Consider the following 13,028-nt stretch of genomic DNA (forward strand, 5'->3'; position numbering starts at 1 on the left):
CCCGTACGCACCTGTACGGGGATACGGGTCCCCCCTCACGGGTACGGGTCCGTCCCCCCTCACGCCGTTCCGCCGCCGCCCCCGTGGAGCCGCCATGACGATCGACCATGCCCCGCCACCGGACATATCCCCCGTATCGCCCCAGCCCTCGCTCTCCGTCTCCTCCGCCCCGGTGCTGGAGGCCGTGACGCCCGACTCCGTGCGCGGGGCCCGGTCGCGGGCCGTTCCCCGCTGGGTCCGCCGGGGCGTCGGGCCGCTGGTGCTCCTGCTCCTCTGGCAGGTGCTCAGCTCGGCGGGTGTGCTGCACCGGGACGTCCTCGCCTCGCCCGGCACCATCGCCCGCTCCGCCGGTGCGCTGATCGCCGACGGGACGCTGCCGGCGGCGATGGCCGTCTCGCTCCAGCGGGTCGCCGTGGGGCTGCTGCTCGGCGGGGCGGCCGGGGTCGCGCTGGCGCTGGTGTCGGGGCTCTCCCGGCTCGGCGAGGACCTGGTGGACGCGCCGGTGCAGATGCTCCGTACCGTCCCCTGGGTCGGGCTGATCCCGCTCCTCATCATCTGGCTCGGCATCGGCGAGGCGCCCAAGGTCGCGCTGATCGCGCTCGGGGTCGCCTTCCACCTCTATCTCAACGTGTACGCGGGGATTCGCGGCGTCGACGACCAACTCGTCGAGGCGGGACAGTCGTTGGGGCTCGGCCGGTGGGGGCTGATCCGGCATGTGGTGCTGCCGGGGGCGCTGCCCGGCGCGATGACCGGGCTGCGGTACTCGCTCGCCACCGCGTGGCTCGCCCTGGTCTTCGGCGAGTCGATCAACGCGGACGCCGGGATCGGCTTTCTGATGAACCAGGCCAGGGACTTCTTCCGAACCGATGTGATCGTCGTCTGCCTGGTCGTCTACGCCCTCCTCGGCCTGCTCGCCGACGCCGTCGTCCGTACTCTCGAAAGGCTGCTGCTGCAATGGCGACCGACCTTCACGGGCCAGTGACCGAGACGCCGGGCCGCGCCGAGACGCCGGGCCGCGCCGAGGCGGCGGCCGTCCGGGTCTCCGGGCTGACCCGCTCCTTCGGCGGGCGGCCCGTCATCGACCGGCTCGAACTGACCCTGCGCCCCGGGGAGTTCACCGCGCTGCTGGGCCGCAGCGGCTGCGGCAAGTCGACCCTGCTCCGGGTACTCGCCGGGCTCGACCGGGAGATCGAGGGAACCGTCCTCGTACCGAAGCGGCGCGCGGTCGCCTTCCAGGCGCCCCGGCTGATGCCCTGGAAGCGGGTCTGGCGCAATGTGCTGCTCGGTCTGGACGGCAAGCCCCAACGGGCTCTGGCCGAGCGCGCGTTGAAGGAGGTCGGGCTCGGCCACCGGGCGGACGCCTGGCCGAAGACGCTCTCCGGCGGTGAGGCCCAGCGCGCCTCGCTCGCCAGGGCGCTGGTACGCGAGCCCGAACTGCTGCTGCTGGACGAGCCGTTCGGGGCGCTGGACGCGCTGACCCGGCTCACCGCGCAGCGGCTGGTCGCGGACGTGTGGCAGCGGCACGGCTGCGCGGTGCTGCTCGTCACCCACGACGTGGACGAGGCGCTGCTCCTCGCCGACCGGGCGCTGGTGATGCGGGACGGGGTCATCGCGTACGAGACCCCGGTGGCTCTGGACCGGCCGCGCTCCGTGGACGACCCCGGCTTCGCGCCGCTCCGCGCGCGGCTGCTCACCGAACTCGGCGTGGACCGGCCGGAGGCGGCCGAGCCGGAGACGGCCGCACCGGACGCCCCCGGCCCGGCCGCGCCGGACGCCCCGCACCCGGACGGCGCCGGCGCCGGCGCCCACGGGGACACGTAACCCCGCCCCGCTCCCCCACACCTGAGCCTTCGCGCTCTCCGAGCCCTGAGAGAACCCGAGATGAGACGCTTCCGCCCCGCCCTCCTGCTCCCCCTCGTCCTTCCCCTCACCCTCCTCCTGGCCGCCTGCTCCGGCACCTCGTCCGCCGACTCCTCCGGTGGCGCGGGCCGCACCGACGGCAAGGGGTCGCTGACCCTCGACATCGGTGACCAGAAAGGCGGCGCCGAGGCCGTGCTGCGCGCCGCCGGTGAACTGAAGGATCTGCCCTACCGGGTGAAGTGGTCCACGTTCACCTCGGGCCCGCCGATGCTGGAGGCGATCAACGCCGGTGCCGTGGACCTCGGTCCGGTCGGCAACACCCCGCCGGTCTTCGCCGCCGGGGCCGGTTCGAAGATCACGGTGGTGGGTGCCCAGCACGGCAGCTCCGAGGGCGAGGCCATCCTCGTACCGAAGGACTCGCCGCTGAAGAAGACGAGCGACCTGCGGGGCAGGACCGTCGCCGTGGCCCAGGGCAGCTCCGCGCACTACCAGTTGATCGCCTCGCTCAAGAAGGCGGGGCTCACTCTCAAGGACATCAAGGTCACCCTCTTGCAGCCGGCCGACGCGCTGGCCGCTTTCGCCGGGGGCAAGGTGGACGCCTGGGCCGTGTGGGACCCGTACACCAGTCAGGTGCTCCGCGCCGGGCAGGGCCGGGTGCTCACCACCGGGCAAGGGGTCGTCAACGGGCTCCAGCTCTTCGTCGCGGGGAACGCGGCGCTCCAGGACAAGGCGAAGTCGGCCGCGCTCGGCGATCTGCTCGACCGGCTGCACCGGGCCCAGAACTGGGTCCACGGCCACCCCGAGGCCTGGGCGAAGGTCTGGGCGAAGGACACCGGGCTGCCGTACGAGGCGGCGCTGGACTCGGTGAAGCGGACCCAGGGCACCCGGGTTCCGGTGGCGGTGGACAAGGACGTCGTCGAATCCGAGCAGGCGATCGCCGACACCTTCGCCGAGCAGGGGCTCATCCCGCGCCGCTTCGACTTCGCCGACTATGTGGACGGCCGCTTCAACAAGGACCTGCCGCCCTCCACCTCCCCCGCCCGCGGCTATGGAAAGGCCACCTCCCGATGAACGTTCATCTGCACTGGTTCCTGCCGACCGGCGGCGACGGACGGACCCTCGTGGACCGGCACGCGTACACCGACGGCGGGGTCAAGCGCTCGGCCATCACCCCGGTCAGCGGGGTCAGGGCGCCCGACATCGAGTATCTGGCGCAGATCGCCAAGGCCGCCGAGCACCTCGGCTTCGAGGCGGTGCTCACGCCCACCGGCACCTGGTGCGAGGACGCCTGGCTGACGACGATGGCGCTCGCGCAGCAGACCGAGCGGCTGAAGTTCCTGGTCGCGTTCCGGCCGGGGCTGATCTCACCGGTGCTGGCGGCGCAGATGGCGGCGACATACCAGCGGATCACCCGGGGCAGGCTGCTGCTCAACGTGGTGACCGGCGGTGACGCCACCGAGCAGCGGCGCTTCGGCGACCATCTCGACCACGACCGGCGGTACGCGCGGACGGCGGAGTTCCTCTCGGTGGTCCGGGGCGCCTGGCAGGGGCGCCCGTACGACTTCCACGGGGAGCACTTCCAGGTGGCGGGCGGGCTCACCGCGCTGCCGCCGGACCCGCTGCCCGAGATCTTCTTCGGCGGCTCCTCGCCGGCCGCCGGTCCGGTCGCGGCCGACCACGCGGACGTCTATCTCACCTGGGGCGAGCCGCCCGCGCAGGTGAAGGAGAAGACCGAGTGGATCCGGTCGCTGGCGGAGGAGCGGGGGCGCACGGTCCGCTTCGGCATCCGGCTCCACACCATCTCGCGGGACTCCGCCCAGGAGGCCTGGGCGACGGCCGGACGGCTGCTGGACGATCTGGACCCGGAGACGGTGGCCGCCGCGCAGCGGGCGCTGGGCCGCAGCGAGTCGGTGGGCCAGCAGCGGATGCTCGCGCTCCACGGCGGTTCCCGCGAGGATCTGGAGATCGCGCCCAACCTGTGGGCGGGGGTGGGTCTGGTACGGGGCGGGGCGGGCACCGCGCTGGTCGGCAGCCATGGCGAGGTGGCCGACCGGATCGAGGAGTACCACGCGCTGGGCATCGAGCACTTCGTGCTCTCGGGGTACCCGCATCTGGAGGAGGCGTACTGGTTCGGCGAGGGCGTGACGCCGGAGCTGGCCCGGCGCGGGCTGCTCGCCCAGGTCCCGGCCTCCCCGCTGCTCGGGGTCGGGGGCGCGGCCCCGGGCGGCGAGGGCCGGGGCGGCGCGCCGCTGCTGCTGGCCGGGGGCCGCTGAGCGCACGCCTCCCCCGACCGCTCCCCGGCCTCCGCCGGCCGTACGGGGCGGGGGGGGCGGCGGACCAGCCGGAGGGCCTCCTGGTTCTCGGCCGGGGTGCAGTCCTCCAGCCAGAAGAGGCGGCAGGGCTCCAGGTCCTTGCCGAGCTGGGCCGCCTGCGCTACCAGCAGTTCGACCGCGACCGCCCCCGGCTCCCCCCGGCGAGCGCGCTTTCGTTCAACTCAAGATGGGGCGGCTGCGACGTGGCGGCTACTGCGGCGAGCCCGCTGTTCCACTCATCTCATCGGCACAGCGGCCAGGCCATCCATGCCCTTCTGAACTGCATATATTCGGGATAAAAACGGTTCCGTGATCTTCTGTGCTCTACGCGACCAGCGCGCTGCCGAGGCCCTCGGTGGCGAGATAGGCGTTCAGCACGGGATGACGGCTGCCCACCGCGACGTCCCGCCAGTAGCGCTGCAGGGAGTTGGAGTCACGGAAACCGCTGGAGCCGTGCAGGTCGAGCAGGAGCTCCACCGCGCTCCGGCAGTCCTTCGCCGCACCTGCCAGACTCGTCCGGAGCTGGGCGCGCTCGACCTCGGTGAGGTCCTCCCGTGCGCCGGAGTGGGCGATGGCGAGCATGGTCGTGTCGGCCCGGTTCACCAGCGAGGCGGCGTCGGCCAGCCAGTGCCGGGCGCCGGGGGAGTCGCCCATGTGCGTGTAGCTCGTCATGAAGGGCTTGCGGTCGGACGCGAACATGTCCTGGACCACGTCGAGCGCGCCCTGCGCCGCCCCCACGACCGGGGCGAGCACGCACAGCCCGAAGAACAGCTGTACCGGCGGCTCCGGCGGGCCGCTCTGGGCGACGCGGTGGGCGGGCACCAGAAGACCGTCGGCGACGAGCCGCTGGCTTCCCGTGCCCCGCATGCCCGCCATGTGCCAGTTCCGTTCGACGGTCAGGTCGGCAAGGGGAATGGCCGCGACGTGGTAGGCGCCGTCCACCATCACGGCCAGGTTCGCCCACTCGGCGGACTCGGATCCGGAAATGTTGTCCCAACGCCCCGTCACACGTATGCCGTCCGCCTCTCGCACACCTTGGGCCGAGGGGAGCCCGGAGCCGCAGACGAGCGCGTCCGGGTCGGCGAAGAACTCCTTGCGGGCGGACGCGCTGTGGTTCAGGGCCGTCATGGTCTTGGAGGTGGCACAGGTGCCGGCGATCCATCCGGCCGACGGGCAGGCACGTCCCAACTCGGTCAACCGGCGGGCGACCGTCGGCGCGTCGGACCACGTCCCGCCGTGCTCCAGCGGTGTGCGCAGGGCCAGCGACCCGCTGTCCCGCAGGGCGTCGACGCCGGCTGCCGCCAGGCGGTCGTGCCGCTCGGTCTCGTCCGCGTGGGCCAGCAGGACCCGACCGTATTCATTGACTGGCTGGTTGATTCTCACAGGACACAGCCAACCCGCACGGACGTCGCCCGGCCATACTCCGTGGACGCGCGCACATACGATTTAGTGCACCCTGCGTTGTTAGCCTCTGCGCATGGACATCCTCAGCGAAATGATCGGCAGCATCCGGACCGGTCAGGTCTATGCCCGCCGTGTCGAGGAGGCAGGCTCCTGGGGCTGGTGCTACGACGAGTTCACCGGCAGCGGCTTCCACGTCGTCCTGCGCGGTCAGGCATGGCTCCTCACCGAGGACGCGCCGCCGCGCGCATTGCGTGCGGGAGACGTCGTCCTCATCACGAGCGGCGCGCGGCACGGGCTGAGCAGTGAGCCGTGCGCCCTGTACGACCTCCCGCCAGAGCCGACGGGGCCCGCCTCCGCTCCCGGGCCCGTCGACTTCGAGTTCCTGTGCGGCGCCTACCGCCTGCCGCACGGCAAGGTCCACCACTATCTGACCACCCTGCCCGACCTCATCGTCGCATCGTCCGAGCGTGGCGGCCCCCAGGCAGTGACCCTGGCGGAGCTGCTCCTCGCCGATCTCTCGGCACCGCGTCCCGGCGCGGAGGCAACCCGCTCGGCGCTGGCGGACCTGCTGCTGATGCATGTCCTGCGCCAGTGGCTGCAGGAGAACGGCACGGCCGACGGGCCGTACACCGATGACCCGGTGATCGCCCGCGCCCTGCGGCACATCCACAGCGCCCCGCACCGGAACTGGGCTGTCGCCGAACTGAGCACTGCCGCCGGTATGTCGCGCACGGCCTTCACCCGCCGCTTCACCAGGGTTCTCGGCAAGCCGCCCCGGGACTATCTGACGGACGTGCGGCTGTCCCGGGCGGCGCGGCTGCTCCGGGAGAGCGACGCGCCGCTGGTGGCCGTCGCCCGCGAACTCGGGTACTCCAGCGAGTTCGCCTTCGGCGCCGCCTTCCGCCGCGCACACGGCATCTCCCCTGGCCGCTTCCGCGACACCTCAGGCACGGAGCGCGTATCGACCACCTGGTAGTGCTTCATCGAGAACTTCATTGAGAAGTTTTCATCCTGTCTTCCCAGGTCACAGGGCTGGTGTGGGGTTACGGTGATGTACTGGCGCCGGTCGGTGCGTGATCTTCTCCGGGAGACCGTCTGTCACTTGTGGACTTCGGTGTTCGCGAGGACGAGCAGGGCGCGCAGGAGGTGCCGGCGTGCCGGGCGTTCATCCGGATCTTGGTCACTGTCGAGCGCCTCTGCGGCGGCCGGGGCGGAAGTGAAGGCGGAGGCCGACGAGGGACAGGGCGCGACGGACGAGGAACCTACGGAGGGACCGCCTCCCGCATCGGCAGATCCGGCCCCGGTGGACGACGCCGCCGCTCACCGCCGCGAGGCCTCGTCCGACTCCGCCTCCAAGAAGCGGCCGGCCCCGCCCGCAGGAGACGGTTCCCGAACCCTTCGGCCTCGTCGCCCAGCAGCCCACGGCATCCGCGGACAGCACCCGGCGACCACTCTCAACACCGTCCCCACGTCCCCGTTCACCGGCGCGATCGCGAGTTCGAGCGCGCCCACCGCGGCGTCCGCGAGAGTGGCCGCGGACATGCCCGGCGAACGCGTGCCCTCCCTGGGGACGGCCCACGCCCAGGAGCCTTCCCGGCACGACGACGGCCCTTCCGCGGACGGAGAGCCGGATGAGGAGAGTGCCGAGCAGGCCGTGGCCGAGCGGGTCCCCGAGCCGGACCGGGACCGAGCCGGGACCAAGAGAGCCCGGCGGCACAGGAGTTCAGCGGTGAAGCACGGGTTGTCGGTCTTGGCGGTGTCCTGGCCGCTGGCGGTCGTGATGCCGGTGACGCTCCCTGCCGTGCACGGAGGTGGCCCGCTGCCGCTCGATCCGGTGTACAGCATCCACGCGCTCAAGATGATCCAACAGGCGATGCGGGGATGGCGCGTTCCGCGCCCAGGACGGCCCCTCCCGGGCGCGGAGCGCCATTCTTCCCGCTGTCAGCCGGCAGTGGGCCGGTGCCACCAGTCGGTGCGTGGACGCAAGCCGCGGCTCCCCGCCGTCGTCAGGTTCTTGCTTCGGGTTCTTACTTCAGGGCCATCGGCGTGACCGGGGAGCCGACCGAGCCGGTGACCTTGAGGCCGGGGGCGCAGAACAGGAACTCCCAGTCACCGTCCTGCGCGCAATCGGCGGCCAGGCTTTCGAAGTTGAACATCTCACCGAGGGTCAGTCCCATGTCCCGGATGGCAACCTGGTGGAACGGGATGATCGCGCCCTCGATCGGACAGGGGTACACCTCGCAGGCCCAGTTGTCCAGGGCGAGCGCGGCGACCTCCCGGTCGTACAGCCACCGACAGGTGTCGAGGCCGGGCCCCGGCTCATCGCCCATGAAGTGCTCGCGGTCGCCCTCCAGGAACCACTGGTACGAACCCGTACGCAGACACAGGATGTCACCGGACTCCACCCGCACGCCCTGGCGTTCTTCCGCAGCCGAGAGGTCCGCCGCGGTAATCTCGTAGGAGTCCGGCAACCGGTCGACGCCCTTCAGCGCGGCGATGTCGAGCAGTACGCCACGCGAGATCAGGTGTTCCACGGCTTTCGCGAACGAGTTCTTGGCGGCGCCGACGAAGCTGTTCACCGCGCGGGCGGGCACGTTGTTGTAGAAGAGCCCGTCGTATCCGACGTGCGCGAGGCTGTCCCACTGGGTGGCTGACTGGAGGCCCAGGACCACCATGTCGTCGGCGGAGATCATGCCGTCGGGGCAGCCCGCGGTGTCCGAGGGCAGCAGTGTCATCACGTGCTGCGGATTGGTCCGGAACCCGCCGGGGGTGAACGGGCCGTCCTTGTCGAACGCCATGCCGAGGTCGAAATTCTTGCCGGTCGTCACCAGCCGTGCGGCGGCGACCCGTTTCTCGGGGGTGACGAAGTTCAAAGTGCCGATCTCGTCGTCGTCGCCCCACCGCCCCCAGTTGCTGAGTTCCTTGCCGAGTTCGTGATGCGGCCACGTCCTGCTGTCGGCCGCTCCGTTGCTGTCCGTCACATCAGCTCCTGTGCTGGTTCAGACCGTGGCTCCGCCGTCCACCGGGATCACGGTTCCTGTCATGTACTTCGACGCGTCCGAGGCGAGGAACAGGGCCACGGCCGCGATGTCCTCGGGCTGTCCCACCCGGCCGAGCGGGACCGTCGCGGCGATCGCCGACAGCGAGGCGTCGACGGCCCCTTCCTGGAAGGCGGCTCGCATCCCCGCCGTGTCCGTGCCGCCCGGGCAGATCGCGTTGACGCGGATCCCCTCGGGCGCGAGCAGCAGGGCGGTCGCCTTGGTGAACTGGATGACGGCGCCCTTCGTCGCCGAGTAGACCGGCAGCCCCGCGACCCCGCGCAGCCCGGCAGTGGAAGCGGTGTTGATGATCGACGCCGCGTCCGAGCCGCGCAGCAGGGGCAGCAGCTGCTGCGTCAGATACGCCGGTACCCATGCGTTGAGCGTCATGCACGCATTCCAGCTCGCGACGTCGAACTCCAGCCCGCGAGGGCCGGTGACACCGGCGTGGTTGTGCAGCACATCGAGGACTTCATGGCGGGACTTCACCGCGGTCACGAACCGGTCGAGATCGGCCTGGTCGCACAGGTCGGCGCCGTGGGCCTCGGCCGAACCGCCGTTCGCCTCGATCTCCGCCGCGACAGCCAGGGCGCCCGCCGCGTTCACGTCCACGAGGATGACGTGCGCGCCGTGCGCACCGAAGAGCCGTGCCCCGGCCCGCCCCATGCCTGAGGCGCCCGCGGTGATGAGGGCGGTCCTGCCGGTGAGGAGGGCCGGACCGCCGGTCTGTGCCGTCGTCACCGGTGATCTCCTCTGGGATCCCCGGGTACCGGGGCGTCGGTGAATCCCCAAGGCACGCCGAGGCTCGTGTCGGGGTCGGTCACGATGGCGTGGTCAGTGCGGGTGCGGACACCGACCCCTTCCGCCTCCAGGTGCCGGGCGACCCGTCCGAGGTCGGCGACCTTGAAGGTGATCGCGTGATAGGTGTCCTGGGGTGCGTTCCCCGCCCAGTCGTCATGGGCCGGCGTGCCCTCGTCGGGGACGGCGAACTCGTAGACCGCGTCGGCGAGATGGACGTACGTGCCTGTCGCCCCGACCGTCTCGTCCCGCTCTTCGCGGAAGACCTCGCCGCCCAGGACGTCCACGAAGAGCCGGAGTTGCCGCTCGGGGCGGTCGGTGAGCACGGTGTGGTGCGAGCACCGCTCGATGCCGAGGGGGTCGTCGTCCGACACGGGCGGCAGTACCCAGTCCGGCCGGACACGGGGATCCAGCGGGAAGGAGATCCGCGGCAGGAACTCGTAGCGCAGCCCGGTGTCCTCGGGAACGGTGAAGAACAGCGGCATCCCGCCGACGCCGGGCGGCTCCTCGCCCTCGGCCGGCTCGTCATTCTGCCCGATGATCCGGTAGCCGCGCCCTTTCAGGGCCTGGTACAGCCCGGTCACCCCGTCGGCTCCCTCGATGTACCAGCCGAACCCCTTCAGGTGCGGCCGGTCGACGGTCGGATACCGCTGTATGCCGTCGACCAGGTACAGCTTGGGGTCGATCGTGTCGAACAGGACATCGTTGATCGGGGTGAACAGGGAATAGTCCATCCGCCGCCCCGGCGGCGTGGGCGCGCCCCGCAGCGTCGCCGAGAGATTGGTGCTGGACCGCCCGAAGACCCGCGCGAACCAGCGCTCGGCGGCATCGAGATCGGTGACGTGGTGACTCGGGTGGTACATCATCGCCACCCGGAATCCGCCCGCGCCGATCGGGGCTTCCTCCGGGGAATGCGCCGCAGGGCGCGGTGGATTTCCTTCGGCTTCAGACATGGGGTGTCTCCTGCCTGGATGGCTCACGACTGGTAAGGCCGGTTCGCTGCGGCCGGGATGTTTCTGCCGAATTCGACGCCGGTCGGAATGATGGAGCGTGATATGCGGGAATCTTAAAACGATCGGTCCATTAAATCAATATTGCGGTCGCAGCTTGCACCGGACGAGTGCCGTCCGTTCACCAGGCCGTCCAGCCGCCGTCCACGGTGAGGGTCGTCCCGGTGACGAAACGGGAGGCGTCCGAGGCCAGGAAGACCGCCGCGCCGCCCAGCTCGTCGGCTTCGCCCACCCTGCCCAGGGGAGTGCGCCGCACGATTCCCTCGCCCCGTCGGCTGTCGAGCAGCCCCGCACTGAGGTCGGTGCGGAAGTAGCCGGGCGCCAGGGAGTTGACCCGTACCCCGCGGTCGGCCCACTCGACGGCGAGCGCCCGGGTCAGCGCCTCGACGCCGCCTTTGCCCGCCGCGTACGCGGCGATCCGCTCGAAGCCCCTGCTCGCGTGCACCGAGGACACGTTCACGATCGATCCGTAACTCTGCTCCAGCATCACCCGCCCTGCTTCCCTGCAGCAGTAGAAGGTGCCCTGGAGATTGACATCGAGGACCTGGCGCCAGTCGTCGTCGCCGACGTGCTCGCTGCGGGTGAAGTGCGGGCTGATCCCGGCGCAGTTGACGACGGCGTCCAGCCGGCCCGTCCCGGCGGCGACGATCCGTGCGACGATGTCTCGTACGACGGCGGAATCGGCCACCGAGCCGGGCAGGACCAGTACCTCGCCCCCGCGCGGGGCGAGTTCGCAGCGCAGTGACTCCAGGTCGCCGGGCGTGCGCGCGGTGACCGCCACCCGAGCCCCGGCCTGCGACAGCGCGACGGCGACGGCGCGGCCGAGTCCCTTGCCCGCGCCTGTGACCCAGACGGTCTTCCCCTTCAGGTGCAGCGCGGTGTTCACGTCGGTCATGAACGCTCCCTCGCGGGGAGGTCACGCAGGGTGCGTTTGAGAACCTTGCCCGAGGGTGTGCGCGGCAGCTCGCCGACGATGTCGAAGCGGGCCGGCACCTTGAACTTGGCCAGCCGGGCGCGGCAGAACGCGCGCAGCTCCTCGGCCCCGGCGCCGACCCCTGGCCGGAACACGACAAAGGCGCGCGGGACTTCGCCCCATCTCGGATGGGCGAGACCGACAACGGCGGCCTCCAGTACGGCGGGATGTTCGTACAGGACCCGTTCGACCTCCGGCGTGGCGATGTTCTCGCCGCCCGAGACGATCATGTCTTTCTTCCGGTCGTCGACGTAGAGGAAGCCGTCCTCGTCCAGGTGTCCGATGTCGCCGGTGCGGAACCAGCCGTCGCGCAGCGCGGCGGCGGTGGCCCGCTCGTCCCGCCAGTAGCCGGGGAATACCTTGGGCCCGCGCAGGGTGATCTCGCCGAGCACGCCCGCCGGGACCTCCCGGCCCGTGTCGTCGACGATCCTGACCCGGACGTGCGGCACGGGCCGGCCGACCGAGCCGAGCTTGGACAGCGCGTGCTCGCGGTCGAGGAAGGTGTCGCCGGACACCGTCTCGGTGAGCCCGTAGGCGTCGGCGAACCAGGCGCGCGGGAAGGCGGTCATGATGCGCCGCAGCAGTGGTTCGGGGGTCTTCTCGCCGCCACCGAGGATGAAGCGGACCGAAGAGGTGTCGTAGCGCTCGCGGTCCGGCACTTCCAGGACCGCGTTGACCATGGCGGGCGCCAGCCACACGTTGGTGACGCGGTGCCGCTGGATGTCGCGCAGCACGGCGGCGGCGTCGAACCTGCGCTGGAGCACCACCTTCCCGCCCGCGTGGAGCACCCCGAGCGCCGGCATGTCCAGACCGCCGACGTGGTACAGCGGGCCGCAGACCAGAGTGGTGTCCGCGGCCGTCAGGCCGAAGTGGACGATGTGCGCCATGTTCTTGGCCTGCACATTGCCCTCCGTGATGCAGACGCCCTTGGGGCGTGAGGTGGTGCCGGAGGTGTACATGAGCCGCTGGAGGTCGTCCGGTGTGGTCTCCGCGGTCTGCACCCTGGCCCCCCGGTGGCGGGCCAGCAGTTCCTCGTAGCCGGTCCACGGCCCCCCGGGAGAGCCGTTGCCCGCCCTGATCCGGTGCTTGAGGCCGGTCAGTCGCGCGGCGATCCTGTCGGCCGGGGCCGTCAGGTCCGGCTCGGCGACGAGCGCCTTCGCTCCGGAGTGCTCAAGGATGTACCCCCATTCCTCCTCCGACAGTCGGTAGTTCAGCGGCAGGAAAACCGCCCCGATCCGGCCCACCGCGTACACCAGTTCAAGAAACTCCGGCCGGTTGTGCAACAGCAGGGCCACGATGTCGCCCCGGCCGATGCCCAGTCCGGTCAGGGCCGCCGCCAGCTCGTTGACCCTTTCGTACAGTTCCCGCACGGTCAGCTGCCGTTCGTCCTGCGTGACGGCCACAGCTTCGGGCCTTTGGGCTGAGTGGTAGTCGAGGATGCTCGCGAAATTGTGCACGGCGACTCTCTCGTTCGGCGACCGGAAGTATTCCGACCGGTCGGTTGCCCGCTACAATGTTTTAGTGTACCCATTGGTCTATAAAATCTGGTAGCCGCACTCTACGACGCGCCGAAGCCGCCGACAACCATCGTGCGGCGAGCCATACGCTCCCGGGGACATTGGGGAAGAAGGGG

11 protein-coding genes are annotated in these 13,028 nt (G+C 71.0%); 5 read left to right on the top strand and 6 right to left on the bottom strand.

What is annotated here, in order from left to right; all coding sequences use genetic code 11:
* The first annotated feature begins 94 nt into the window (after window positions 1-94).
* The 4 genes from AB0O07_RS09765 to AB0O07_RS09780 are packed head-to-tail and all read left to right on the top strand — an operon-like array spanning window position 95 to window position 4,133.
* Window positions 95-982: an ABC transporter permease gene (locus AB0O07_RS09765; RefSeq protein WP_365629691.1), complete on the top strand. Its 888-nt coding sequence runs from the start codon at window positions 95-97 to the stop codon at window positions 980-982.
* Entirely contained in the window at window positions 955-1,821 is an 867-nt protein-coding gene (locus AB0O07_RS09770; protein ID WP_365629694.1) for an ABC transporter ATP-binding protein, read from the top strand. The genes AB0O07_RS09765 and AB0O07_RS09770 overlap by 28 nt, the downstream gene beginning before the upstream one ends.
* Window positions 1,822-1,881: 60 nt before the next feature.
* Entirely contained in the window at window positions 1,882-2,931 is a 1,050-nt protein-coding gene (locus AB0O07_RS09775) for an ABC transporter substrate-binding protein (protein WP_365629697.1), read from the top strand.
* Complete coding sequence (locus AB0O07_RS09780) at window positions 2,928-4,133, top strand: LLM class flavin-dependent oxidoreductase (protein ID WP_365629700.1); 1,206 nt, start codon at window positions 2,928-2,930, stop codon at window positions 4,131-4,133. The genes AB0O07_RS09775 and AB0O07_RS09780 overlap by 4 nt, the downstream gene beginning before the upstream one ends.
* A gap of 363 nt (window positions 4,134-4,496) precedes the next feature.
* On the opposite strand, the gene AB0O07_RS09785 is transcribed toward AB0O07_RS09780, so the two are convergent.
* Entirely contained in the window at window positions 4,497-5,555 is a 1,059-nt protein-coding gene (locus AB0O07_RS09785; RefSeq protein ID WP_365629703.1) for an acyl-CoA dehydrogenase family protein, read from the bottom strand.
* A 94-nt stretch (window positions 5,556-5,649) separates the two neighbouring features.
* Here AB0O07_RS09785 and AB0O07_RS09790 point away from each other — a divergent pair, with 94 nt between their 5' ends.
* Window positions 5,650-6,552 (top strand): AraC family transcriptional regulator, encoded by a 903-nt coding sequence (locus tag AB0O07_RS09790; RefSeq protein WP_365629705.1) that lies wholly within the window; start codon window positions 5,650-5,652, stop codon window positions 6,550-6,552.
* Window positions 6,553-7,603: 1,051 nt separating this feature from the next.
* Here the strand turns inward: AB0O07_RS09790 and AB0O07_RS09795 are convergent.
* The 5 genes from AB0O07_RS09795 to AB0O07_RS09815 all read right to left on the bottom strand — a co-directional run bounded on the left by AB0O07_RS09795 (window position 7,604) and on the right by AB0O07_RS09815 (window position 12,852).
* Window positions 7,604-8,557, bottom strand: a complete 954-nt coding sequence (locus tag AB0O07_RS09795) for a cyclase family protein (protein WP_365629707.1) — start codon at window positions 8,555-8,557, stop codon at window positions 7,604-7,606.
* A gap of 18 nt (window positions 8,558-8,575) precedes the next feature.
* The gene (locus tag AB0O07_RS09800; protein ID WP_365629710.1) at window positions 8,576-9,355 is read right to left on the bottom strand and encodes an SDR family oxidoreductase; all 780 of its coding nucleotides are present in this window, start codon (window positions 9,353-9,355) and stop codon (window positions 8,576-8,578) included.
* Window positions 9,352-10,365 (bottom strand): VOC family protein, encoded by a 1,014-nt coding sequence (locus AB0O07_RS09805; RefSeq protein ID WP_365629713.1) that lies wholly within the window; start codon window positions 10,363-10,365, stop codon window positions 9,352-9,354. The genes AB0O07_RS09800 and AB0O07_RS09805 overlap by 4 nt, the downstream gene beginning before the upstream one ends.
* A 178-nt stretch (window positions 10,366-10,543) precedes the next feature.
* Entirely contained in the window at window positions 10,544-11,317 is a 774-nt protein-coding gene (locus AB0O07_RS09810; protein WP_365629716.1) for an SDR family oxidoreductase, read from the bottom strand.
* Entirely contained in the window at window positions 11,314-12,852 is a 1,539-nt protein-coding gene (locus tag AB0O07_RS09815; RefSeq protein ID WP_365629718.1) for a long-chain fatty acid--CoA ligase, read from the bottom strand. Before AB0O07_RS09815 ends, AB0O07_RS09810 begins: the two co-directional genes overlap by 4 nt.
* Window positions 12,853-13,028: the final 176 nt, after the last annotated feature.

It is taken from the genome of Streptomyces sp. NPDC093085 (assembly GCF_040683935.1).
Lineage (GTDB): Bacteria > Actinomycetota > Actinomycetes > Streptomycetales > Streptomycetaceae > Streptomyces.